Origin of the sequence: Acetomicrobium sp. S15 = DSM 107314 (assembly GCF_016125955.1) — a bacterium.
Classification (GTDB): Bacteria; Synergistota; Synergistia; order Synergistales; family Thermosynergistaceae; genus Thermosynergistes; species Thermosynergistes pyruvativorans.
In genome coordinates, this window is the sequence record NZ_JADEVE010000336.1 from 97390 (window position 1) to 122349 (window position 24960).

23 protein-coding genes and 1 other RNA gene are annotated in these 24960 nt (G+C 51.9%); 23 read left to right on the forward strand and 1 reads right to left on the reverse strand.

Annotated features, from left to right (window positions below; all coding sequences use genetic code 11):
* Window positions 1–15 precede the first annotated feature (15 nt).
* The 7 genes from EZM41_RS10040 to EZM41_RS10070 are packed head-to-tail and all read left to right on the forward strand — an operon-like array spanning window position 16 to window position 6390.
* A complete protein-coding gene (locus EZM41_RS10040) occupies window positions 16–606 on the forward strand; it encodes a V-type ATP synthase subunit E (protein WP_198470955.1) in 591 nt (196 codons plus the stop codon).
* Between the two features lie 11 nt (window positions 607–617).
* Window positions 618–1631 carry a V-type ATPase subunit gene (locus tag EZM41_RS10045; protein ID WP_198470956.1) on the forward strand — a complete coding sequence of 338 codons (1014 nt, stop codon included), beginning with the start codon at window positions 618–620 and terminating at the stop codon, window positions 1629–1631.
* Window positions 1621–1953 carry a V-type ATP synthase subunit F gene (locus EZM41_RS10050; RefSeq protein WP_198470957.1) on the forward strand — a complete coding sequence of 111 codons (333 nt, stop codon included), beginning with the start codon at window positions 1621–1623 and terminating at the stop codon, window positions 1951–1953. Before EZM41_RS10045 ends, EZM41_RS10050 begins: the two co-directional genes overlap by 11 nt.
* Before the next feature lie 48 nt (window positions 1954–2001).
* A complete protein-coding gene (locus tag EZM41_RS10055; protein ID WP_446697838.1) occupies window positions 2002–3795 on the forward strand; it encodes a V-type ATP synthase subunit A in 1794 nt (597 codons plus the stop codon).
* Entirely contained in the window at window positions 3785–5212 is a 1428-nt protein-coding gene (locus tag EZM41_RS10060; RefSeq protein ID WP_198470959.1) for a V-type ATP synthase subunit B, read from the forward strand. Before EZM41_RS10055 ends, EZM41_RS10060 begins: the two co-directional genes overlap by 11 nt.
* A gap of 14 nt (window positions 5213–5226) precedes the next feature.
* A complete protein-coding gene (locus EZM41_RS10065) occupies window positions 5227–5853 on the forward strand; it encodes a V-type ATP synthase subunit D (RefSeq protein WP_198470960.1) in 627 nt (208 codons plus the stop codon).
* A gap of 6 nt (window positions 5854–5859) precedes the next feature.
* Window positions 5860–6390, forward strand: coding sequence for a gamma carbonic anhydrase family protein (locus EZM41_RS10070; protein ID WP_198470961.1), 531 nt, complete (start codon window positions 5860–5862; stop codon window positions 6388–6390).
* Here EZM41_RS10070 and EZM41_RS10075 read toward each other — a convergent pair.
* Window positions 6372–7181: a CheR family methyltransferase gene (locus EZM41_RS10075; RefSeq protein WP_198470962.1), complete on the reverse strand. Its 810-nt coding sequence runs from the start codon at window positions 7179–7181 to the stop codon at window positions 6372–6374. The genes EZM41_RS10070 and EZM41_RS10075 overlap by 19 nt on opposite strands.
* An 88-nt stretch (window positions 7182–7269) precedes the next feature.
* Between EZM41_RS10075 and rnpB the strand changes: the two genes are divergently transcribed.
* The 16 genes from rnpB to EZM41_RS10155 all read left to right on the forward strand — a co-directional run bounded on the left by rnpB (window position 7270) and on the right by EZM41_RS10155 (window position 24946).
* An RNA gene (gene rnpB, locus EZM41_RS10080) (RNase P RNA component class A) lies at window positions 7270–7604 on the forward strand.
* Between the two features lie 111 nt (window positions 7605–7715).
* Window positions 7716–8147, forward strand: coding sequence for a division/cell wall cluster transcriptional repressor MraZ (mraZ, locus tag EZM41_RS10085; protein ID WP_232619286.1), 432 nt, complete (start codon window positions 7716–7718; stop codon window positions 8145–8147).
* Entirely contained in the window at window positions 8144–9049 is a 906-nt protein-coding gene (rsmH, locus tag EZM41_RS10090; RefSeq protein ID WP_198470963.1) for a 16S rRNA (cytosine(1402)-N(4))-methyltransferase RsmH, read from the forward strand. The genes mraZ and rsmH overlap by 4 nt, the downstream gene beginning before the upstream one ends.
* Window positions 9050–9067: 18 nt before the next feature.
* Entirely contained in the window at window positions 9068–9478 is a 411-nt protein-coding gene (locus tag EZM41_RS10095) for a hypothetical protein (protein WP_198470964.1), read from the forward strand.
* A gap of 24 nt (window positions 9479–9502) precedes the next feature.
* A complete protein-coding gene (locus EZM41_RS10100) occupies window positions 9503–11152 on the forward strand; it encodes a penicillin-binding transpeptidase domain-containing protein (protein ID WP_198470965.1) in 1650 nt (549 codons plus the stop codon).
* Between the two features lie 50 nt (window positions 11153–11202).
* Window positions 11203–12759, forward strand: a complete 1557-nt coding sequence (locus EZM41_RS10105; protein WP_198470966.1) for a UDP-N-acetylmuramoyl-L-alanyl-D-glutamate--2,6-diaminopimelate ligase — start codon at window positions 11203–11205, stop codon at window positions 12757–12759.
* Complete coding sequence (locus tag EZM41_RS10110; protein WP_198470967.1) at window positions 12732–14174, forward strand: UDP-N-acetylmuramoyl-tripeptide--D-alanyl-D-alanine ligase; 1443 nt, start codon at window positions 12732–12734, stop codon at window positions 14172–14174. The genes EZM41_RS10105 and EZM41_RS10110 overlap by 28 nt, the downstream gene beginning before the upstream one ends.
* Window positions 14147–15121 carry a phospho-N-acetylmuramoyl-pentapeptide-transferase gene (mraY, locus tag EZM41_RS10115; RefSeq protein ID WP_198470968.1) on the forward strand — a complete coding sequence of 325 codons (975 nt, stop codon included), beginning with the start codon at window positions 14147–14149 and terminating at the stop codon, window positions 15119–15121. Before EZM41_RS10110 ends, mraY begins: the two co-directional genes overlap by 28 nt.
* Complete coding sequence (gene murD / locus EZM41_RS10120; protein WP_198470969.1) at window positions 15118–16458, forward strand: UDP-N-acetylmuramoyl-L-alanine--D-glutamate ligase; 1341 nt, start codon at window positions 15118–15120, stop codon at window positions 16456–16458. The genes mraY and murD overlap by 4 nt, the downstream gene beginning before the upstream one ends.
* Before the next feature lie 20 nt (window positions 16459–16478).
* Complete coding sequence (locus tag EZM41_RS10125) at window positions 16479–17603, forward strand: FtsW/RodA/SpoVE family cell cycle protein (RefSeq protein ID WP_198470970.1); 1125 nt, start codon at window positions 16479–16481, stop codon at window positions 17601–17603.
* Window positions 17596–18669, forward strand: coding sequence for a UDP-N-acetylglucosamine--N-acetylmuramyl-(pentapeptide) pyrophosphoryl-undecaprenol N-acetylglucosamine transferase (locus tag EZM41_RS10130; protein ID WP_198470971.1), 1074 nt, complete (start codon window positions 17596–17598; stop codon window positions 18667–18669). Before EZM41_RS10125 ends, EZM41_RS10130 begins: the two co-directional genes overlap by 8 nt.
* On the forward strand, window positions 18662–20131 hold the full coding sequence (gene murC / locus EZM41_RS10135) for a UDP-N-acetylmuramate--L-alanine ligase (RefSeq protein ID WP_232619287.1): 1470 nt from the start codon (window positions 18662–18664) through the stop codon (window positions 20129–20131). The genes EZM41_RS10130 and murC overlap by 8 nt, the downstream gene beginning before the upstream one ends.
* Before the next feature lie 15 nt (window positions 20132–20146).
* Entirely contained in the window at window positions 20147–20917 is a 771-nt protein-coding gene (locus tag EZM41_RS10140; RefSeq protein ID WP_198470972.1) for a hypothetical protein, read from the forward strand.
* Between the two features lie 38 nt (window positions 20918–20955).
* On the forward strand, window positions 20956–22257 hold the full coding sequence (gene ftsA, locus EZM41_RS10145) for a cell division protein FtsA (RefSeq protein WP_198470973.1): 1302 nt from the start codon (window positions 20956–20958) through the stop codon (window positions 22255–22257).
* Window positions 22258–22279: 22 nt separating this feature from the next.
* Window positions 22280–23422 carry a cell division protein FtsZ gene (gene ftsZ / locus EZM41_RS10150; protein WP_198470974.1) on the forward strand — a complete coding sequence of 381 codons (1143 nt, stop codon included), beginning with the start codon at window positions 22280–22282 and terminating at the stop codon, window positions 23420–23422.
* Complete coding sequence (locus EZM41_RS10155; protein ID WP_198470975.1) at window positions 23423–24946, forward strand: B12-binding domain-containing radical SAM protein; 1524 nt, start codon at window positions 23423–23425, stop codon at window positions 24944–24946. It begins immediately after the preceding gene.
* Window positions 24947–24960: the final 14 nt, after the last annotated feature.

The following is a 24960-nucleotide window of genomic DNA, read 5'->3' on the forward strand; positions in this document are numbered from 1 at the left end:
GTAGGGGAGACAATTATGGCCTTGCAGGATATTGTAACTAAGATAGAGTCAGATGCCCGTCAACAAGCTAAGGAAATCGTTGAGAAGGCTCAAGAACAGGCAAAAACGATCCTCTCCGAGGCCGAAAAAGAGGCCCGTGAAATAGAAGAGGAATGGCGCAAGAGGTATCAGAGGGAAAGGGATGGAATATTTAAACGGCGAGAAATTGTGGCCCATTTGGACGCCAGGAAGCTGCGCCTTGCAGCACAAAGAGAATTGATCGATGAGGCTTTCGCCGAAAGCATCAACAAGTTACAGCAACTTAATGGTGAAGAATATACAAGCTGGATGAGCGCTCTCCTTGAAGAAGCCCTTCAGAGTGTTGAGAATAAGCGTGGCGAAGTATTATTGTGTGAGAAAGAGAAAGTTCTCAATGAGGGATGGATCAGGCGCTTTAACGAAGAACATGGCACCAATCTTGTTATTGCAAAAGAAAGGCTCAGCGCGTCTGGTGGCTTTCTGCTGAGAATTGAAAGGGTGGAAGTGAATTGCACTTTTGAGAAGTTGGTTGATTTCGTCCGCGATGATTTGGAACCAGAGGTAGTGCATCGCTTCCTTGCCAGATAGGCGTGAACGAGATGACGGGAAATAAGGCGTTCGTTTATGCAATAGCCAGGCTTAAGGCGATGGAAAATCGCCTTCTCGATCGCGGTATATTTCAGCGCATGATCGAGAGCGAAGACGTCCAAGCAGCCCTTAGGATTCTTGGCGAGACCAGCTACGCGAAATGGTTTTCCTCTTCCGAGGCGGATATTTCCTTTGATCAGGTGTTGGACTCAGAACTGCAAAGCTTTTATGACGAAGTGGAGAAGTTTGTGCCCGATAATTCTCTCATTTTGCTCTTTCGCTTACCTTACGATTACCACAACGTCAAAGTGGTTTTGAAGAGCTTCATATCACAACGGTTGGGCGGAGAGAAGCGCTGGGATCTTTTGACTCCCCTTGGTTCCATCCCCACGGATGATCTCGTTTTGGCCATCGAAACCGAAGATTTTAGCTTCCTTCCTTATGGGTTCAATGTCCTTTTGCCGCAATGCCTTTCTTTGTGGGAGCAGTCACGCGATATGCTGGAGATCGAGCGCATCTTGGATGCCCATCTTTTTAATAGCCTCGTCGCTCTGTCTAAAAAGTTGCCCTACGACGGCATTGACTATTATGTGAAAGATAAGATAGATGCCGAAAACATCCGGACGGCGCTCAGGCTCAAGCGGGCAAACACCGAGGCAAATAAGATATCTGGGTTTTTCCACGAAGGAGGCACCTACACGCCAGATCTGTTAATGCGCCTGATCGAGGAGCCTTTGGAAGGATGGCAAAGGATCCTATCGTTTGGTGACGCCGTGAGCGCTTTAGAGTCTTTGCAGGAGGTTCATCAAGAAGCCGAGATGTTAGTGCAGCTGGAAAGGGTCTTAGATGATTTTCTTACAAAAATTTTAGACAAATGTCGCTATGATGCTTTTTCTCCGGAGCAAATATTACGCCACATCCATCTCAAGGAGACGGAGATAAAGAATTTGAGGATTACTCTTGTGGGAAAAACGAGCGGTGTCAGCGGAAATGTTATAAGGGGGTTGCTGCGATATGTCCCCTAAAGGGCTTTATATGGCTGCGCTGGGAGATTATGAAAGCGTGCTGCCACTTCAAGCCGTGGGCATACAGTCCTTCATCGTCAAAGAAGACATATCCGAGGTGGAGCTCGGTAAGTTGTTGCATCGCCTCATGGATGGCCAATGTGCGGTGGTCTTTGTAGTTGAGTGGCTATTCGAGCAATACGCTCATTTGATAGATGAATTTGTCAGCAATAGCGAGATCAGCGCTATCCCCATACCGAACGTCAAAGGTTCGCGAGGAATTGGCGCAGAGTTGATTAGACAGTGGGTGGAACAAGCAGTAGGCATGGACATATTCTCATGAAAAATAACCTTCTTTCTGTCCTCCTATCCATGCTATGCACTTTTGGAGGTGACAATATTGGCTAATATCGTAGGAGTCATATCGCGGATATCGGGCCCCCTCGTTGTGGCGAGCGGCATGTCGGGCGCATCTATGTATGAGGTTGTTCGCGTAGGAGAGCTTGGCCTTGTGGGAGAGATAATCGAGCTGAAAGGAGATACGGCTTCGATTCAGGTCTATGAGGAAACGTCTGGATTAAAGCCAGGAGAACCCGTCGTAGCTACTGGAGCCCCTCTGAGCGCTGAACTTGGACCAGGTTTGATCGAGCAGATATACGACGGCATACAGAGGCCTCTCAATATCATCGAAAGCGAGACCCAAAGCCCCTACATACCACGAGGCATCACTTTGCCAGCCCTTGATCGAGAAAAAAAATGGGATTTCGAGCCGCGCGTAAAAGCGGGCGAAGATGTGGAGCCCGGTGCTATCCTCGGCGTGATTCAAGAGACCATTCTCGTCGAGCATCGCGTCGTCCTTCCTCCCGGGGTTAGCGGTAAAGTGAAGGATATAAAATCTGGCAGCTTCACTGTGGAAGACGTCATAGCCGTAATCGAAGGTGACGGCTGCGCCCATGAGGTGAGAATGTTACAACGCTGGCCCGTAAGGCAACCGCGCCCCGTGGCGAGGAGGCTTCCGCCAGTCGTTCCACTTCTCACTGGACAGCGCGTCATCGATACGTTTTTCCCTATAGCCAGGGGCGGGACGGCATGCGTGCCTGGACCTTTCGGCTCTGGCAAGACTGTCATCCAACATCAGCTCGCCAAGTGGGCGGATGCGGAAATAGTGGTCTACATAGGATGTGGCGAGCGGGGCAACGAAATGACCGATGTGCTCTTAGAGTTCCCGGACCTTGAAGACCCGCGGACGGGAGAGCCACTCATGAAGAGGACAATCCTCATAGCCAACACCTCGAATATGCCTGTGGCTGCAAGGGAAGCCAGCGTATATACGGGTATCACCTTGGCCGAGTATTATCGCGATATGGGCTACTCCGTAGCCCTCATGGCCGATTCAACCTCTCGGTGGGCAGAAGCGCTCCGGGAGATCTCCGGCAGGCTCGAAGAGATGCCTGGAGAGGAAGGATACCCGGCATATTTGGGAACGCGCTTGGCCTCGTTTTACGAAAGAGCCGGTAGGGCTATATGCCTAGGAAAGGATCAAAGGGAAGGGTCCATAACGGTTATCGGGGCGGTCTCTCCTCCAGGAGGAGACCTTTCTGAGCCGGTGAGCCAAAATACGCTGCGCGTGACCAAGGCCTTCTGGGGATTAGACGCCAACCTAGCCTACCAGCGGCATTTTCCGGCCATCAATTGGCTCGATAGCTATTCCCTCTACGTCGATCGCTTGGGAGAATATTGGGATGAGCGATATGACGGCGAATGGAGCGCGCTGCGCACGGAAGCCATGTCGATCTTGGAGGACGAGGATAGGTTGAGGGAGATCGTACGCTTGGTGGGTATAGATGCTCTCTCTAAGGAAGAGAGGCTGCTCCTTGAAACCGCCAAGTCGCTCAGGGAAGATTTTCTACACCAAAACGCCTTTCACGAGATCGATACTTACGCCTCTATGGACAAGCAATTCCGCATGTTGCGCATCATTCTCACATTCCACCGCGTGGCCATGGAAGCGTTGAAGAGGGGGGCGCAGCTCAAAGACGTAACAGAGCTGGAAGTCAGAGACAAAATAACCAGGATGCGCTATATAGACGAGAAAGAGCTGGAAACGCTCGATACCTTAGAAGAAGAGATCAAGTCACAGGTAGGCCAGCTTGTTCCTGCGGAGGATGATATCTATGTTGCCTAAGGAGTATCGAACTATAAATAGCCTCTCCGGTCCGCTTATGATGGTTGAAAAGGTCGCAGATGTGAGATATGACGAATTGGTCGAGATAGAGCTATCAACCGGAGAGAAGAGAAGGGGACGGGTTCTCGAAGTGACTTCCGATATGGCCTTGGTGCAAGTTTTCGAAGGCACAACCGGCATAGATGTGAAGACCACCAAAGCTACCTTTCTCGGGAAAGTCCTCACGTTGCCGGTGAGCAGGGATATATTGGGTAGGGCCTTCAATGGTAGAGGAGACCCGATAGATGGGGGGGTTTCTATACTGCCTGAGAAGCGCCTCGACGTAAACGGTTATCCCATGAACCCATACTCCCGTGACTATCCGTCGGAATTCATCCAGACGGGCATTTCAACGATAGATGGCATGAATCCTTTAGTGAGAGGGCAAAAGCTACCCGTATTTTCCGGCAGCGGAATGCCGCACAACAACATCGCTGCACAGATAGCCCGTCAGTCTACGGTGCTGAGCGGACAAGAAACGTTCGCCGTTGTCTTCGCTGCCATGGGTATCACTTTCGAGGAGGCCTCCTTCTTTATGGAGGACTTCAGGCGCACAGGAGCGATAGAGAGGACAGTCATGTTCTTGAACCTTGCGGATGACCCGGCAATTGAGCGCATCATGACGCCACGACTTGCCCTCACCTGTGCGGAGTATCTGGCCTTTGACCTCGACATGCACGTTTTGGTCATCTTAACAGATATGACGAACTATTGCGAGGCTTTGAGAGAGATATCCGCCGCCCGCAAGGAAGTTCCTGGAAGAAGAGGGTATCCGGGTTATCTATACACCGACTTAGCGACCATGTACGAAAGGGCGGGCAGGCTCAAGGGCAAAAGTGGTTCTATAACGCAGATCCCAATACTTTCCATGCCGGAGGACGACAAGACCCACCCCATACCGGACCTAACCGGATATATAACAGAGGGGCAGATAATCCTGAGCCGCAGCCTTCACAGAAAGGGAATATATCCCCCCGTTGACGTACTGCCATCGCTTTCACGCTTAAAAGATAAAGGCATAGGTGCTGACAAGACTCGAGAAGACCATGCAGATCTCTTAAATCAGCTGTTTGCCGCTTACGCCAGGGGGAAAGAAGCGAAGGAACTTGCCACGATCCTCGGAGAGGGAGCTTTGACAGAAGAAGACAAGGCCTTCGCGGCATTTTCTGACGCCTTCGAGGATAGATATGTGCGTCAGGGAGAGTATGAAAACCGCAGTATAGAGGAGACTCTTGATTTAGGTTGGGAACTTTTGACCTTGATCCCGACGAGGGAGCTCAAGCGAGTACGGGATGCCTATATCGAAAAATATTTAAAACCGAAAATAAAACAGGACAATGAAGGAAAAGCCGAAGAGGCGGTCGTGCAGAATGCTTAAGGGAGAGAGGCAGTATGGTCAGCAAGCTTAAAGTAAACCCCAATCGCATGGAGCTCTCACGGCTCAAAAAAAGGCTAGCCGTAGCGAGGCGGGGGCATAAGCTCCTCAAGGATAAACAAGATGCCCTCATCAAGGAGTTTCTCGCTAAGGCCAGGGCGACGCGCGAAAAGAGAGGCGAGCTTGAGGCTGAGTTAGCGAGTTGCTACCAAAGCTTCTTGATGGCCCGAGCGCAAATGTTGCCTGCGATGCTCGAACAGGCCCTGCTCTTTGCTATCGGGCAGTGCGAGATACGTAGGTCTTTTCGCAATGTAATGAGCGTCTCAGTTCCTCGCTACGAAGTTACGCAAGAGGGCGGCAGGCTCAATTACGGCCTTGCCATGACTTCGGGCAGCTTGGACGTGGCGCTTGAACGGTTTACCGCTTTGTTGCCGAAGCTGGTCGACCTTGCTGCGGAGGAGAAAGCCCTTCGCCTTATGGCCAAGGAAATAGAGCGCACCAGAAGGCGTGTCAACGCCCTTGAACACGTACTGATTCCGTCTTTCGAGGATGCGATCAAAGAGATAACGATGAAGCTCGACGAGATGGAGCGCTCTAACTTGAGTCGCCTCATGGTCATAAAAGAAATAGTTCGAGCTCATTAAAAAGTCATGAGCGATGAAGTTCGTCCCGCTATAATTTCATATGATGGCGCAATGCCCAATATAGCAGAGGGCGTATTTGTAGCGCCTTCTGCAGTGATTGTGGGAAATGTGACATTGGAAGAAGAATCGAGCGTCTGGTTTCAGGCGGTCATCCGCGGCGACTTAAACGGCATTTGTATCGGTAAGGGCACCAACGTTCAGGACGGATGCGTAATACACGTCACCTATGAACGAGGAGTGAGCGTAGGAGAAGGAGTTACGATCGGCCACGGAGCCATCCTTCACGGATGCACCATAGAAAGTAGATGCCTCGTGGGTATGAGGTCGACCGTGCTCGACGGTTCTTATATAGGCGAAGAGTCGATAGTGGCGGCTGGAAGCCTCGTCACTGAGAATAAAAAATATCCACCGCGCAGTCTAATCATGGGAACTCCTGCAAAAGTGGTGCGCAGTTTGGGCAGTGACGACATAAAGACGATCCTCGCCTTTGCCAGTTCGTATTTGGAGCTGGCAAAGCACTATAGGGGCCTCCTATAAAGGAACGCCCCCGGCGAGACAAAGCCGATTTCTTTATATTCGAATATGTGTTCCGTTGCCCCGACCATTAAATATCCGCCAGGCTGTAAGGCGGTATAGAATTTGCGGTAGAGTTTAGACTTCGCTTCTGGCGAAAAATAAATTACTACATTGCGGCATAAGATCATGTCATACCACCTTTCAGGGAAAGGGTCTTTTAGCAGATCCTTCACAGAGAAGCATACGCGCCTTTTTAGTATATCTTTTACCTGATACAGTTCCTTCCCTTTCGGTTCGAAGTACCGTGGCAACCATTCCTTTGGCACATTGACCAACTGGCGCTGATGATAAACGCCGTCCATCGCTTTTTTGAGGGCGTTTTCGTCTATATCCCAGGCATCGATGGGTTGAGAATCGTCGAGATTTGCTTCATTGGCCAGCATCGCAAGGGAGTAGGGTTCTTCGCCGGTAGCAGCTCCAGCACTTAAAAATCTTAATTTTTTGCTCCTTCTAAGATTAATAAGCTCAGGTATTACGATATCCTTGAGATGCCACCATCGTGGAGGATTTCGAAAGAACTCCGAGACGTTGATCGTCAAATAATCGAGGAATTCTCTTAGTTTTTCTGGATCTTTGGAAACATAATCGTAGAATTGATCATACGAATTCATGCCCCATCGCTGCATTAGCATATGTGCTCTGCGATGGATTTGGTATTTATAGGCATCAAGGTCAAGACCAGTCAACTCGCGAATGCGCCGCTTGAATATGTCGTACTCCGGGGGAGCCGGGTAGGGCTTTTCTTCCCTCATGTCTTTCCTCCCGTGTGTCATGCTTTTTTAACCTTGCTTATTCTACCTGGAAAATAGGCTTTTGATGATATATAATTCTTCATAAGTAAGAGTATTCTATGCGATCGCTCCTTTGCGAGGAGAGGAAAGTCCGGGCTCCATAGGGCAGGACGCTGGATAACGTCCAGTGGGCGCAAGCCCAGGAGAGTGCCACAGAGATATACCGCCTTCTTCGAAAGAAGGTAAGGGTGAAAAGGTGGGGTAAGAGCCCACCAGCCGCGGGGCGACCCGCGGGCTAGGTTAACCCCGTCCGGAGCAAGGCCAAATAGGGAGGGTTGAGGCTGCCCGCTGACCTCCGGGTAAGGCCGCTTGAGGACGAGCGCAAGTTCGTCTCCAGATAAATGATCGCGCAATACAGAACCCGGCTTATGGGGTGCTCTTGCTTCGTTATATAGGTCTTAAGTCCTTACTTGTCCAGAGACAAATAGGTCTCTGGACTCTTTTTTTGACCATCTTTGGGATTTGGTGGAATATTGTGGAAGAAAGTGGCATAATATGGCTATGCTGATAGGATCTTATGAACATCGCCTGGAAAGCAAGGGTCGTCTTGTCTTACCAGCTCGCTTTCGCGAAGATCTGGGCGATAATCTCGTGGCCTCTATCGGCATAGAACATTGTATCGCCGTATATTCTTTGGACCGCTGGTCAGAACTTTTCGAAAAACTCAAATCGCTGTCGTATTCAAAAGAGCGAAGCAGGGCTTTTTTGCGGCTTTTCCTGGCGATGGCCCACGAGATATCGGTGGATCCCACTGGCAGGGTTCTGATACCGCAGCCGCTCCGGGATCATGCGTCTTTGAAAAACAGGGTTTGCATAACCGGGGTTGGCGATCACCTTGAGATATGGGATTACGACCTGTGGGAGGAGTATAGATCCCGTGCGCTGAGCGACTTTCCTCGAATAGTTGAGGAGGTGGGCGGGTATTGACCGACCACGTTCCGGTGCTGCTGGAAGAGGTCATAGCTCTTCTTTCAAAACATCCACACCTCAAGCGTGTGGTAGATGCCACGGTGGGGCTGGGCGGCTACGCCGAGGCCATACTCTCTCGTTTTCCCGAAGCTTTTCTTCTGGGCATCGATCGAGACGAAGAGGCTCTCGCCATAGCGAAAGACAAGCTTTCTCGCTTCGAGGGTCATTTTTGCCTCGTGCAAGGTGATTTCGCCGAGATCGCTTCGCACTTAAAGGTTAAGGGATGGGACAGAGTTGACGCTATAGTGTCGGATTTGGGCGTTTCTTCGTTGCAGCTCGATCGTCCAGAGCGCGGATTTTCCTTCGACAGAGAAGGCCCTTTGGACATGCGCATGTCCCCATCTGAGAACGTCACTACCGCAGCTCAACTCATCAATGAACTATCCGAAGATGAACTCGCCAGAATTTTCATCGAATATGGAGAGGAAAGATTCGGGAAGAGGATGGCTCGGGCCATAGTGCGCTGGAGGAGTAGTAAAGGTCCAATAACCACTACCAAAACCTTGGTGGAGGTTATCAGGTCCTCTCTTCCTGCACCGTTGCAACGCAAACTTGGACGACATCCTGCTCGTCGCGTCTTTCAGGCGTTGCGCATCGCGGTAAACGGCGAGCTCGAAGCGTTGAAGGCTATGTTGAAAAGTTCTTGCAGTGCGCTATACCCAAGCGGACTCATTATAGTAGTGAGTTACCATTCCTTGGAGGATCGCATTGTAAAGAGGCACTTTTTAATGTGGCAGCACGAAAACCTGGGCAAGGTCATTTTCAAAGGCCCGTTGACGCCAAGCGCTGAGGAAATAGAGAAGAATCGCAGAGCGAGGAGCGCGAAACTCAGGGCGTTTCAATTGACTTCAGATCCTTAGCCGGAGGAGAGAAGAAAAATGGAAGGCTCTATCGGTTCCGAGGAAAGAAGAAGTCGCTGGGATCTGCGTAAGGTTAAATGGGGAGTAGCAGCATTGGTCTTTTTATACGCCGCGCTGCTCTTGGGCTTAGGGGGATTGCGACTCTATGCCATGCACCTGGGATTTCAACTCGTTTCCCTCGAGAGGGAGATAGATCTCCTCTCGAGGGAGGACCTCAGGCTGGCGAATGAATTGGTTTACCTCATGTCTCCCGATCGCATTCATCGCTACGCCTGCGAAAAGCTCAAGATGACGCATGCGAATTCTCTCTACGTAGTTGTCGTGCCGAGCGTCGTATATCCACTCCCGGAGAACGAGGCCTCTATTTTTGCGAAAGGTGAAGGTAAGGGCGCCGCCGGTTTTACGGCGAGGGCCAACGCCGAGGATTGAAGACTCCCGCGGAGGTATGATGATGTGAGGGAGAGGCTACCTTGGCTATTAATTGGCCTATTTTTTGTTCTCGTGGGCTGGCGCATAGTAAACGTGCAACTCTTGCCAGACCCTAGGGTGGTAGCTCAGGCCGACCAACAGTACTGGGCACAGGTATCGATAAGCACGGGACGTGGAACCATCGAAGACCGAAATGGCTTTCCGTTGGCCATTTCTGCTCCGTCAATTAGTCTTTTTATAGATCCTCTATATTGGAACCCGAGCAGGGCGAACGAACTTTCATCGCTTTTAGCGCCAGAAGAAATAAGAGAGATCTCAAGGCCTTTGGAGGGGCGCTTCCGGTGGCTCGCCCGCAAATTGGAGCCGGAAAAGGCCGATAAAATTATGCGCTTATCACTTCCCGGGATCTTTGCGATAAAAGAAATGAAACGCACGTACTCAGGCGGCAAATTGGCGGCCCATGTGGTGGGTTTCGTGGACATTGATGATAGAGGGTTGGCTGGTATAGAATACGAATGGGATCGTGTGCTTTACTCTCCGCCCCAGGCCAAAGTCCTCTTGCGCAATGCTGCTGGCAATCTTTTGGATGTACTGCCGTCTCATTTGATGTCGCATGGAAGGGGTAGCGTGCAGGTGACCATAGATGCCAGGATCCAATATATAGTTTCAAGGCATCTGGCCAGAGGGGCGGAGCGCCACAAGGCCCAATGGGGAACAGTCATATGTATGGATCCACGGGATGGAGCTATATTGGCTATGGCCAGTTGGCCCACTTTCGATCCAAACAATCGAAAGGAGTTGGCCTTCCCTGAACTGACCCGCAATAATGCCATCAACAGGGTGTACGAACCCGGCTCGACGTTTAAACCGGTAGTGATGAGCTTAGCCCTGGAACAGGGATATGTGTCGTCGAAGAGGGAGTTTCACTGCCGAGGAGAGGTCAAAGTGGCTGACGGTATGATACGCGACATTCACAGGGGTGGTCATGGCAAACTAACGCCGTTGGACATCATAGTGAAATCCTGCAACGTCGGTATGGCTCAGGTCGGCATCATACTTCCATCCAGAGAGACATATTCTTGCCTGAAAGAGTGGGGCTTCGGCATCCCTACTGGCATAGAGCTTGGGGGGGAAGAAGGTGGGTTAATCAACCCGCCCGAAACGTGGCGAGGTGTGACGCCGGCCAACATAGCTATCGGTCAAGGGGTTGCCATAACGCCTTTACAGTTAGTGAGGGCTTTTTCTGCTATCGCAAACGGAGGAGTGCTTTTGCGTCCTTATCTCGTAGAGCGTGCCTTCGACGCCAGGGGACGTTTGGTTCATGAGGGCAAGAGGGAAGCTTTAGCGCGTGTTTTGTCGCCTGGCACAGCGAGTTGGATGCGAGGAGCGCTCCGTAATGTGGTGCTCAATGGAACAGGCGTGAGGGCGAACTCGTCCCTCGTCGAGGTGGCAGGCAAAACAGGCACCGCTCAGGTAGCCAAGGGCGGTTTATACGAGAAAGGACGGCACGTGGCATCGTTTGCGGGCTTCTGGCCCTTCGAGGATCCGCGCTTCGTCATGATTGTAGTTATAGGAGATCCGAAAGAAGGAGGATATCAAGGGGGCGAGGTGGCAGCCCCCATTTTTAGGGATATCGTCGATGAAATTACTGCGAGCCGATTGGAGCAAACATAACTGCGGGAATGGACAAGTGTAAGACAAAATGCACAAAACGGAGGATAAATATGGAGAGCCATAATCTTACGATAAACGAAACGCATGTATCGGCTGATAGCGGCAAAGCTATATTCCCGTTGCGCAAGTTATGCATGGAGCTCGACGAACGGAAGGCCCCTTTTCGCCTTGTAGGGAACGACAGCGATGTATTCGTAATCGACACCTTCAGCGATAGCCGAAGGCCCATCAAGGGTGGGCTTTTTTGCTGCGTTAAGGGAGAGCATCTCGATGGGCACTTATACGCTAAAGACGCCGTCCGTGCCGGAGCCACTGCCCTTCTTTGTGAGAGGGAGTTGCCGGATATCGACGTACCTCAACTTGTAGTCTCTGATGCCAGGAGGGTTATGGGGCTCTGCGCTGCCATCATCCACGGTTATCCAGCGGAGAAACTCGTGATGCTGGGAGTGACCGGCACCAACGGCAAGAGCACCACCACTATCTTGATAAGGAGCTTTTTGGAAAGCAGAGGCATCCGCTGTGGGCTTTTGGGGACAATCTTTTACAGCGACGGCGAAGACGAGCCGGCCGATCGCACTACGCCAGAAGGACCGGAAATCCAGCGTTGGCTGAGCAAGATGGTCAAGAAAGGATGCAAGGCGTGCGCCATGGAAGCCTCTTCTCATGGGCTACAGCAAGGAAGACTGGAGGGTTGCCATTTCGACGGAGCGGCCTTCACGAACTTGACGCCTGAACACTTGGATTATCATGGAGATATGGAGAGTTACTTTAGAGCAAAATCACTATTGTTCGAGCGATACATGAAAGAAGATTGGCGCGGGGCATCGAACGCCGATGACCCTTATGGCAAAAGGTTGCTTTCTCGTTATCCGGATCGCCTCCTGCCATATAGTTTAAAAGGCCCAATCGAAGGCGGAGTATGGGGGTCGGTCAAGGGGGCAAGTTTTGATCGATTGACCATGGACATCTTTCTGCCGAGTGGCGAGTCGCTCATTGAGGTTCATATTCCCATGATAGGCCTCTATAACGCGTATAATGTGCTGGCCGCTGTGACGATGGGGTGGTCGCTCGACATTCCTCTTTGCGATATGAAGAAAGTCTTAGAGAATGCCCCTCTCGTTCCTGGCAGGATGGAGCGATATGTTTTTCCAAACGGTCCTTGCTGCGTCATCGACTACGCTCATACTCCTGATGCGCTGGAAAATGTGTTAAAAGCTCTGAAAGAGGTCAGCCGTGGGAGGCTTATAGCAGTCTTCGGCGCCGGAGGCGAGCGATTTGCTGAAAATCGCCCGAAGATGGGGGAAGTGGCAGCCCGGTTGGCGGATTTTATAATGGTAACTATGGATAATCCGAGGAGCGAAGATCCCAACTCGATAGCTGAACAAATTGTAACGGGCATTCGCGCCAGCGGATACAATACTCCCTATGAGGTAATCTTGAACCGAACAGAAGCCGTCTGTACGGCATTGGACATGGCAAACGAAGGGGATGTGGTCCTGCTCGCGGGCAAGGGCCCAGAGCAGTATATTATAATCGGCAAGGAGCGCATTCCCTATAGTGATTTGGAGGCCGTTAAATCATGGGCAAGGAAGAGGAATCTGAATTAGAACACGATCGAGGGCGCCCACGTTTAGGTGAAGTTGCCAAAGCGGTAACGGCTCGCCTTTGGGGGCCAGACATCGCTTTGCCCGCTTTTTGTGCGGATAGCCGCGAGATTCGCCCGGGCAATGGTTTTGTGGCCTTGCCCGGGAAGAGAAAGGACGGGCACGCCTTTATAGAAGAGGCCTTGAAGAAGGGGGCCAAAGCGGTCGTAGCGCGCTTGGAAGATGCGGATAAGCTCTCAGGCGATTATCCCAACGTGGCCTTCCTCGGCGTTGCAGATACGTTGGAAGCGCTCGTGGAGATGGCAAGATTTTATCTGCGTTGGGTGAGGCCGAAAGAAGTAATAGCAATAACCGGCAGCGTGGGAAAGACCACGACGAAAAAGCTCTTGAGTCAAGCCTTGTCTGTGCAATTTAAGGTATGCGCATCGGAGAAGAGCTATAACACGCTCATAGGATGCTCATTGGCCATACTTTCCATGGAAAGCGACGCAGATATCTTGGTCTTAGAGATGGGCACGAACGCGCCTGGCGAGATAGCGATGCTCGTGAAATTCTTTCCGCCCACCCTCGGCATTATTACAGAAATTGCTCCATCTCATCTCGAAGGGCTTGGAAGCATCGAGGGTGTCCTGCAAGCTAAGTTGGAGTTGCTCGGATCCGGCAGGCTTTCAGTTTTGTCTTATAATTTTGATAATACTACACTTCGTAGCGCCTTGAAGGCCGCAAACAAAACCTTGAACTTCATCTCGGTGGGATATGAACACGGCTCTGCCTGGCGCATCCTGTCCTCGAAAGTCTTCATCGACGACAGAGGTCCACGTCTTAACCTCCTCTTGGAACACGGAGGCAAGACGTTCGTTCTGGAAAGTGCCCTGTGGGAGAGACAATATTCCTATGCGCTCGCCTTTGCCTTGGCGGCCTCTTACCACTGTGGTGTTCCTGCTGAAGCCGCTATAGCTGCAATTGAGGAGGTTTTGCCCGAAAAGGGCAGAGGGCACACATGGATGGGTCCCCATGGGGCCTGGATCATAGACGAGTCTTATAATGCAAACCCCGCCTCTATGATCGCCTCTATCGACAGCGCGTCACTCCTTCCTTGCAAAGGGACGCGCTGGGCCCTTCTCGGGGGGATGAAGGAACTCGGGGGGGAAAGCGACTTATGGCATAGAAGTGTAGTCGAAAGGTTGCGCTCCTTCGGCAAGGCGCTTTTGTTAGGAGAGGAATGGAAGGGCACGTTAGCAGATGAAGATGATCGTTTCAGACTCGTATCGAGCATAGAAGAAGGATGTGCCATACTTGACGCCTCTTTGAAGCCCGGTGATTTGCTTTTGGTAAAGGGATCGAGGGCGTATGGCCTGGAAGAGGCGTTGAAAAGCTGGGAGGAGAGGGAATGCTGCTCTCTGGCGTGGCAATCGTAACTGCGATCTCCGGCCTTTTTCTCCAAGAGATATGGATACGCTGTCTGCGTCGCCTGCGAATAGGCCAGGTGGCGAAGTGGTACGGCCCCCAAGGGCACACCGCAAAGACCGGCACACCTACTATGGGCGGCGTAGTTTTTCTGGCGCTTCCCCTCCTGGCTTTACTTCTCTCACCGAATGAAGATATTGCCGCAAAAGAATTGTTCAGTATATGGGGGTTGCCGTGGTTGGCTGCTGCTGTGGGTCTATTTGACGATCTGCTTAAATATATGCGCCGCTCAGGCGAAGGTTTAAGCAGTCTTCATAAGCTTTTATGGCAGGCAGCGGTGGTGCTCCCCTGGGCTATTTTTGTGTCGCTGAATATGAATATATTCCTCTGGCACGGATTGCGCCTACAGCCGCTTTTAGCGTGTCTCTTGCTGTCATTTTTGACGGTGGGTTTTTTGAACGCCGTGAATGTGACAGATGGGCTTGACGGTCTGGCAGCAGGCAGTGCCGCCATATCCTTCGCCGTCCTTTTATTCTGCTTCCGCGTTCCGCGCGTCATGCTCCCGGCCGTTGTAGGGCTTTGCGCCGCAGGATCGTTTTTGTGGCATAATGCCTATCCGGCAAAGGTCTTTATGGGAGACGTCGGAGCTCACTTTTTGGGCGGCCTGCTCATGAGCGCGACGATCCAAAGCGGTCCGATCTTCCTCATTGTACCGTTGGGATGGCTCTTCGGAGTGGAGGCGCTCTCCGTGATCGTCCAAATAATCTCGTTAAGGCTTTGGGGGCGGCGAATCTTTCGCATGAGCCCTCTGCACCATCACTTTGAGCTCTTAGGTTGGCGCGAGACGCATATCGTGGCGCGGTTTTGGATATTTCACGCCTTGGGAATGGCTTTATTGTTTATGTTGGCGCACGCGCTCTTTGGCCCTTTTCCTGAAGTGCAGGGGGTGACACCATGAAGTGTTGTGAGCGCGTAACCGTGGTAGGCGGAGGAGTAAGCGGCACCACCCTCGCCCTTTTGGCCAAAAAGATAGGGCACCCCGTCTTCGTCTCAGAGAAAGACAAACTTTCTCCGGAGCGCAAGGACTTGCTCGCAAACGCTGGAATACCTTGGGAGGAGGGGCATTCAGAGCGTGCACTCCAAGCCGACCTTATGCTTTTGAGCTCTGGCATTCCTCCCTATGCTCCTCTAGTGTTGGCAGCCCAGAAACAGGGCATAACAGTTATAGGAGAGGTGGACTTTGTGGCGCCTCATTTGAGGGGCAAGACGATAGGCGTAACCGGGAGCAATGGAAAGAGCACTACGACAGCGCTCCTCGGCTATCTTTTAGCCGCCTGCGATCTGAAAGTAGCCGTGGCTGGGAATATAGGCAACCCTTTGGCCGATTTTGCCTTTACTCCCTACGACTATATAGTCATCGAACTATCAAGCTTTCAGCTACACTGGTCCAAGGCATTCCATGCCGATCTCGCTATAGTGACCAACTTGAGACCTGACCATCTGAATTGGCATGGCAGCGCAGCCTCTTATTTTTGCTCCAAAGGGCACCTCGTTGAGCTCAAAAAACCTTCGGCCTGGTTGATCTCACAGGCGGAGGCGTTGAATTTGCTTCCGCCTTGCGATTTAGAGCGCGCAACGTTCACTGTGCATTCTGAAAGGGAGGGGGTAGACCTCCCTAACCGCATCATTTTGGGAGAAAGAACAGTCCTCTTGGAGAGGGGGGGGAAGAGGGCAGAATTGTTCGCTTTTCGTGATCTCGCCATTCTTGGGCACCATAACGTAGAAAATGCCGCCATGGCTATGGCCGCCGTCGCATTGTTAGGTGAGGACGTCTCGCGAGCGAGGGGAGCACTTGCCTCGTTTAAGGGATTGCCGCACAGGTGCGAAGAGGTGGCCCGCAAAGGGGGCGTGCTCTTCGTGAACGATTCAAAGGGCACCAACGTTGCCGCTGCTGTGACTGCATTGCAATCTCTCAACGGAAAGAAGATCGTGATTCTCGGAGGGCGCGGTAAGGGAGAAAGCTACGAATTGCTCGCCAAGGCAGTAGCTGAAGAGGCGAAAGCGGCGGTGCTATTAGGAGAAGAGAGAGAAGAGATAGGCAAGGCACTGAGAGGTGTTGGCTTTACAGCCTTTTGCTTTGTTTCCGATATGGAAGAGGCGGTCAAATATGCCTATAACATCGCCAGACCAGGCGATGTGGTACTCTTGTCGCCGGCTTGCACAAGTTGGGATATGTACAGCAATTTCGAGGAAAGGGGCAATCATTTTAAGCGGTTGGTGAGCGAGTTGGCTTGAAAACTCGAGGAGGCCCGGCGATGCAAGAAACGAGGCCAAGGGATGGCCTAAAAACGGATCCGCTTTTGTTTCTGATCCCGCTCGTCTTGAGCGTGATAGGGGTAGTGATGATCACGTCCGCTACCAGCTATTCATCTCTTGAGCGCTTCGGATCGCCGTGGGTCTTGGGCTTAAAACAGCTCAAATGGCTCTCGGTATCTTTAATGGCTATGGTGATGGTCTATTCGGTCCCGCTGCATATGTGGAGAAAGATAGCGCCCGTCTTGTGGTTGCTGGCATTAGCGGCTACGTGGGCTACCTTGTTTCCCGGAATCGGCAGGAGCGTCGGGGGAGCAAGGCGTTGGCTGAGCGTAGGAGGTTTTTCGTTCCAGCCCCTTGAGGCTCTTGCCCCAGCCTTTTCCATATACTTGGCTTTTATCATGAGCGAGAAATCTTCGAAGGGTAGGGCCTTTTTAAGATGCTTAACGGTAGCAGCTTTTTCCACACTCCCGCTCTTCTTCCAGCCGAACGCCGGCGGAGTATTGTTGATATTCACTCTGGCAATGGGCATATACGTGATCAATCATGGTTGGCGTTACCCTATCTTGGCAGGTGGCATAATGGTGGCAGCTTTTTTGTGGCTGACGATAGCCGAGGAGTACAGGAGGCGGAGGTGGGTTGCATTTCTCGACCCGTGGAGCGACCCATTGGATAAGGGCTTTCAAATAATACAGGGACTTATTGCATTCGCCAACGGCGGCTTCTGGGGCGTCGGCTTGGGACGAGGCCTTCAAAAACTTCAATATCTTCCGGCGATGCATACGGATTACATCTTGGCCATTGTGGGGGAGGAAACAGGCCTCATCGGCACGATGTCGCTCCTTTTGGTTTACGCGCTATTCTCTTGGAGGAGCTATTCTCTGTGGACAGCGTTGGATGATCCGTCTATGAAATCGCTGTTGTGGGGACTTATCCTCTCCTTGTTATTGCCTCTCTTCATCAACCTGGCTGGCGTACTCAAAATGGCCCCCCTTTCTGGGATGCCGCTTCCTTTTTTGAGTTATGGCGGCAGTTCGTTGCTTTTCATGTGGATGAGGGTAGGCATCATGTTGAAGATATCCTCCCAATTCAAAGCAAAAGAGCGGGTGGTCGACTTCTATGATTAACTTGTTGATCGTGGCAGGGGGAACGGGAGGGCACATATGGCCATCTATAGCCTTCGGCCGGTGGGTTGAGCGCAATGCCGGCGCGAGGGTTACTTTCATCTGTGGCAACAGACCGATTGAGCGCGAGATCTATTCGTGGGCCGGGGTAAATCCGATAATCCTGCCGCTCTCCGGATCGCCGCTTGGCAAGATGAAGGCTTTTGTTTCAAGGAGTGCGGATGCTGTGCTCTCTGCAATAAAGGCTTGGGAAATAATAAAAGAGACCGATGCAGACTTGTGTTTGCTTTTCGGCGGTTATGTTTCAGCACCCTTCATTCTGGCCAGTCGGATCAAAGGGGTTAAAGCAGTCATACACGAGCAAAACGCCATCGCAGGAAGGGTAACACGCTTGGCGTGGCGAACGGGTATTCCTGTCTTATCTGGCTGGAATCGCTGTAGGCCTTTCCCTCCCGGAACTTTTACGAGTGTGGGGATACCGGTCAGAAAGATAGAAGAGCTCGAAGCTGCAGAGGGGTGGAAGAGGCTGGGCTTGTCGGGGTCGCCCTTTAACCCTCCGAGGGTTTTAGTTATGGGAGGTTCCCTTGGAAGCGTTTCGTTGAAAGAAATCGCTATCGGGCTTTCCAGACGTCCGGAATTCACATCTTGGGGCTTTATTATCGTCGGATTTCCATCTACCCATGAAATGTTGCCCCAAAACGTGATATCCTTACCTCGTGTATGGGATATATCGGCACTCTTCAGCCTGGCCTCGATAGCTATAGTTCGAGGCGGTGCCTCCACGCTCGCTGAGCTATTGGCTTATAAACTGCCAGCGATCGTTGTGCCGTGGAAAGAGGCTGTTGGAAACCATCAGGTCGAAAACGGGCGCTGTTTCGTAGAGCTCGGCGGCGGAAAAATGTGGACGGAACGTGAACCGATCGAAAACCTTGCCGCCATGTTGCAGGAACTTGCAGAGATTACAGCGTCGGAAGCCAGGTGTTATGACGTTTATGAAACGGTTTGTAGCAAAATGTGGGGACGACTAATGTCTTTCTTTTCGTCGAAGGGAGAGGATTTTATTGTTTGAGTCTCTGGACGTGGAGACGTTGAAGAAAATAAAATCTGCGCACCTTTTGGGCGTAGGTGGAGCTGGCATGAGCGGCCTTGCCTTGCTCCTGGAAGAGATGGGGCTTCGTGTGTCAGGGTGCGATGCCACCATAACGTGTTATACCCAAAAACTCAAAGAGAAAGGAATCGAAGTTGCGTTAGGACACGATGTGAGGCATTTAGACGAATATTCACCTGATCTCGTCATTTACAGCAGCGCTATACCCGAAGGAAATGGCGAAATGAACAAAGCTATTGTCAGGGGAATACCAGTGATGAAACGAGCCGAGATCCTGAGTCTGATCTTTAATTGCAAACGTGGGATTGGCATAGCCGGAACTCACGGCAAGACCACTACCACCTCCATGATATCCATGATACTCGAGGTAGCGGGGTTCGAGCCCACGATGGCAATAGGCGGTGAGGTTACAGATATAGGCGGTAATGCGAAGTTGGGGAAAGGAGATTACATGGTCTGCGAACTCGACGAGAGCGATAGGGCCTTTGAACTGTTCCGTCCCGCTATGACCGTGATAACCAACATTGACTGGGACCATGTAAATATGTATTCATCCCTCCTGGAAGTCATCCACGTCTTTAAGCACTTTGTAAATTGTCGCAAAGATGGCGCCCCACTGATCCTTTGCGGGGAAGACAAAGGGACACAACTATTGATGGAGCATATCGACAGATCTAAGGGCAAGATCGTCACATACGGCTTTGGCAGCGGTTGGGATTGGGGGGCGAAGGAGCTGCACCCCAAATTTGGGGGAGGCATAAGTTGCATGGTTATGCGCAACGGCGCGGATGTTGGCGTGCTCGATTTGGCCGTCTCGGGCGAACACAATGTCTTGAACGCCCTTGCGGCCTGCGCCGTAAGCTATGAGCTCGGCATTCCTTTCGAGGTGTGTCGGTCTGTCCTCGGATGCTTTAGGGGTGCGAAGAGGAGGCTACAGCACCTCGAGAATTACAATGGGATCGACTTCTTTGACGACTATGGTCACCATCCCAGAGAAATAGAGGCTACGCTTCGGGCCTTGAAGAGTATATTCCCTGGGCGTAGAATCGTCGTCATATTTCAGCCGCATCGTTATACAAGAACAGCTGCGATGTATAAGGAATTCGCCAGGGTTTTGGCTGAGGTGGATTTCCTCCTTCTCATGCCTGTATATCCTGCTGACGAACGACCGATAGACGGCGTTTCATCGGAACTTATAGCACGCGAGCTGAGGGATAATCTAAACTTTCACAACCTCTTGACCTGTTATGGCGATGTGACCGAAGAAGATGCCATAGGAACCATTGGGGAATTTCTGGAAGCCGGCGACCTGCTCCTGACGCTCGGAGCGGGAGATGTCGATCTTTTTGGCGAAAGGGTTTTGGAAGCTGTGAAGGCAAAGGCTCACCTTGGTGCGCCAATAGCTGCGGGCACGAACACCTAAGGGTCTTGGCAGTGGATGTCGGCTCGTGGAGTCCTTTTGCTTACAGCTGTACTTTTAGGGTCACTCTTTCGCATAGAGGAAACATGCGGATGTCTGCGCTTGAAAGGCGTGGCGATTGTGCCACCTCATCGAGGCATGGAAGAGATACTGGGTCAAGAGCTAAAGGGATTGGAAGAACACGTATGGCCCTTTGCTCTTTTCGATATGCCTCGGTTTGTGGAAAGGGTTGTATCGGTCTATCCGGTGGAGGCAAGTTGGGAAATCAGCGGATGGGGCAAAATTGAAGTGCGCATAAAATCATTAGAACCATTTTGCGCAGTGGTATGGCGGGATCAACGATGGCTCGTGGCCAAGAATGGGAGGGTGTGGCGGTTTGACTTGCCGGAGTGGAGAGAGGTCGAGACATCCCAAGACAAAGCGCTTCCTTTGATCTACTGGGGAAGCGACATGCCGCCATTAATTTCTAAAGAAGACAAAGGCAGCGTTTATGCCTTGGCATTTTCGGTCGATAAGCTAACGCGATGGCTATCGGCGGTTGAGGAGACCAACCGAATGGGCGAGCTATCTTCGCTGAAATTCTATCGTGCAGGGGGCGACGTATTTGTCGAGGTCAGGGTGAACCTGAGGGGGAGGGAAGTTGTTGTGCGCACGAGAGATGAGCCGGAGTCGTGGGGGGTTATATCCAAGGCGGCGTTGCAGCTCCTTTCGGAAAGTACGAAGGGGAACTTATTGCTCGATGCTTCATACAAAGATAAGATAATTTTGAAAGAAATTGCCATCCCGTGACCTATTGTAAATAGGGCACAGGAAAGGGGCGTGTGAATATGTATGAAGATGTAGAAATTATAGCAGGCCTCGACCTGGGCACTTCAAAGATAGCTATTGTAGTGGCTGAAAGGGGAACCCGCAGCGGCGATGCCCAGATAATCGGAGTTGGGTGTGCCCCCTCTAAGGGCATACGCAAGGGAGTGATCGTGAATTTAGAGCAGGCGGCAGAATCGGTTCGTCATGCTGTTGCAGATGCGGAGGCTATGATAGGCTTGAGTTTGCGGAATTTCACAGTGACCACCAGCGGATCCGAAGTTTCGAGTATTCGCTCAAAGGGGATGATATCGCTCGGACGGGCACCTCGTCAGGTTACCGAGCACGACTTAGAAAGGGTCATAGAGGCTGCACTTTCTGACGTTGTGGTGCCGAGTAATCATTGGAGTGTCCATGTCATGCCCGTCGGATTTGCCATAGATGGTCAGAAAGGAATAGATGATCCCTTGGGCATGACCGGCATTCGCCTGGAGGCCGAGGTCCAGTCCGTAGTAGTGCCGATGGCTGTGGTTCAAAATGTGATAAATTGCGTGGAGATGGCGGGTTACGCCGTGACAGGGTTGGTGTTGAAACCGTTAGCGAGCGCTCTTGGAGTTCTGTCTGCTGAGGAGGCCATCGCTGGGACCGCTGTAGTCGATGCGGGCGGAGGAACTACGAGCATTTCCGTCTACAGCGAAGGCAGCCCCCGGAAGTTGGGCGTGATACCCGTGGGTGGAGACCACATTACCAACGACATAGCCTGCACTCTTAAAATACCGATAAGCAGGGCCGAGGAGATAAAGAAGGCCGTTTCCCTGGTGGAAGAGGGCGAGGTGCTCGAAGATGAGCTCGAATTTGAAGTGAGGGGGAAGAGCTACTCTTGTACTGTAGGGGAAGTGCTTGAGGTTATAGCGTGTCGCATGGAGGAGCTGTTCGGGACGCTCATCAGGAGGGAACTGGAGGAGTGCGACGTTTCCCTCTTGCCCGGTGGGATCGTGCTAACCGGGGGCGTCTCTTTGATGCCCGGCTTAGATGAATACGTGGCAGAACTGCTGGATTGTCCGGTGCGCATCGCACCACCTCTCGATGAGCAGCGCATGCCACCGGGGAAGAACGATTCTTCCTTTGCCTCTGCTGCCGGCATCATTCGCTATGTCTTGGAAAGAGAACGGAATCCATTTCGATACCTGAGCCCTTCGCTGGAACTCGCAGTAGATCGGAGCATTCAGAAGAGCAAGAAGGGTTTGTCCAGAAGGAGGGAACCAGCCTATTCCGTTCAAAAGGCTTGGGGTTCTATTAAAAAATCGCTAAAGGAGCTCTTTTAGGGCATTTGAGGAGGGGTCTTCGATGGACCTGTTTGAGATCGAAGGTGCGAAACAACTTTTCAGGGAAAAGATCAAAGTGGTCGGTGTGGGAGGAGGAGGTTGCAATGCCCTCAACCACATCATCGCAAGCAATGTGCAGGGCGTCGAATTCATTGCCGCCAACACGGACATAGCCCATTTGGATCAGAGCCTCGCGGAGAAAAAACTTATACTGGGCAGGGAGTTGACGCGCGGTCATGGCGCGGGCGCCAACCCAGAAATCGGGATGAAAGCAGCGAAAGAGTCCATAGACGATATCAAGGAATGTCTGAAAGAAGCTGATATGGTATTCCTCGCCACCGGCATGGGAGGGGGTACAGGAACAGGTGCCACTCCCATAATAGCTGAGGTGGCAAAAGAAATGGGCGCTTTGGTGGTTGCTGTCGCCACCAAGCCGTTCTTTTTTGAAGGGCGCACTCGCATGTCTCAGGCTTTAATGGGGATAGAGAATCTAAAGAGTAAGGTGGATGCCCTCATCGTGATTCCCAACGACAAACTCTTTGAAATAGCTGACGCCAAGATGCCGCTACCGGATGCCTTCAAACTGGTCGATGAAGTGCTGCGCCAGGCCGTCCAGGGGGTCACAGATCTCATCTTGCGTCCGGGGCTGGTCAATGTAGATTTTGCTGATGTCAAAGCGGTTATGAGCAATGCTGGTGCTGCAATAATGGGTATTGGCGAGGGGCGAGGGGAGACGCGAGCTACCACCGCCGCCATGGCAGCTATTAACAGTCCTCTGATGGAAGTGCCAATGAGAGGAGCGAAAGGGTTGTTGTTCAACATAACGGGTGGGTCCACCGTGAGCATACACGAGATAAAGGAGGCCGCCCAGGTGATCACCGAAGCAGCTGACGAAGACGCCACGATCATATGGGGGCATGTGCTCTCTTCTGATTCCGATGACAAGCTGCAGATCACCGTCATAGCCACGGGGTTTTCGACAACGGAGGTCGCCTCTTCGAGGAGCGCAAAGCGCCGCAGCCGCCTCTCGCTGGAGGAAACCGATGCCAGGGCGACGCCTGAGGAGGATCTATTTCGCTTGAGCGGTGCTCCTCTCAACCATCTTGACATTCCCTCGGTCATACGGCGCAAACGCTCTAAAGACAGAGCTGGGGGATCCGCTTGATTGATTCGCCCTGACCTTGAAACGGCAGGAAGGCGCAGCCGGTTTTTTACCTGGGAGCCATTTCGCAGAGAAGAGACCACACTCTTCGATCTTCAGACCGGCGGAAGCATCCCGTGGGCATTGCTCTATCCATCCTCGTATGAAGTAGGCATGTCCAATCTGGGGCTTCATTACATCTTTTTCGGACTTAAACAGAATGGCATGGGTGTCGAACGAGTTTTCCTGAGTCCTTCATCGCTATCTGTCGATGGGGGGAGGCGTCTCCGCGACTTCGCTGTAATAACTGCGAGCGTCGCCTATGAAGTCGATGTCTTAGCCTTGACGAGGATCCTCGGCAGAGAAAAAATCCCGCTGTCTTGGGATGAAAGAGCAAAAACGGATGGCCCCATTATAGGCATAGGAGGAGCGCTTACCTATATAAATCCGCTCATCTTTTCCGGTTTGGCCGACTTTGTGGTCCTCGGGGATGGAGAGACAGCATTGCGAGCGGTTGTAAAAGCAGTGCGCGAGGCGATGCCATACAGCCGTAGGGACAAGCTATGGGCCGATCTTTCAGACCATCCGTCCATTTACGTTCCGGCTGTCCATAACACCCTCATTGATAACGGAGTGGAATTGGGCAAGGTGCGTGGCCATTGTCCAAGCTTGGGAGATCTCTTAGGACATAGCCTTTGGCTCACGCCGCATGCCGCCTTCGGAAAGACTTTGTTGGTTGAGCTTCAGCGGGGGTGTGCGAGACGATGTCCATATTGCACAATCCCTGCCTGCTTTGGGAGTGATAGAAAACAACCTGTTGAAATTGTCAAAGAAAAAATCGAGGCGCTGCAGCGCCGCTTTTCCTTCGATCGGGTTGGCTTGGTTACTCCCGAGGCAAGCGATTATCCTTATCTCGACGACCTACTGGACTTTCTTGAAGGTTTAAACTGCAGCGTATCCTTTGCCTCTCTGAGGCTGGACGCCTTGACATCTAAAATGGTGCGAGCGCTCGTTGCGGGCGGCAGGCGCGGTTTGACTGTGGCACCGGAGTGCGGCAGCGATGCCCTGCGATACTCGCTGGGAAAGCCTTTCTCCAATGATACGATAATAGAAACCCTAAGTATGGCTGCGGATGAAGGCGTGCGCTCCGTGAAGTTATACTTCATGGTGGGTCTTCCTGGCGAAAGAGACGAAGATGTTGCTCAGATAGCTGACTTGGCGCGATCGATACGCGATTCTGCTCGCCTGAAAGTCGTACTTGCCGTCAACCTTTTTGTGCCTAAGCCGCATACGCCGTGGTCTGGGGCCGCTTTTTTGGGACAAAGAGAAGGCAAACGGCGCCTCGCGCTCCTCAAAAAAGCCCTGCGAGGAGACAGCAAAGGCATAGAAGTCAGGGAGGGAGGAGTAAGAGAGGCAGCTGTCGAATATCGGCTGACCTGGGCTACGCTTCAAGATGGCGTTTGCCTGGCAACAAAGGGGAGGTTTTGCGATTGCTTCCCAAATGCGAGAGAAACGACGATGGAATTGTCCTCGCTCGGCCTCTCTTGAAAGCTTTAAAACGG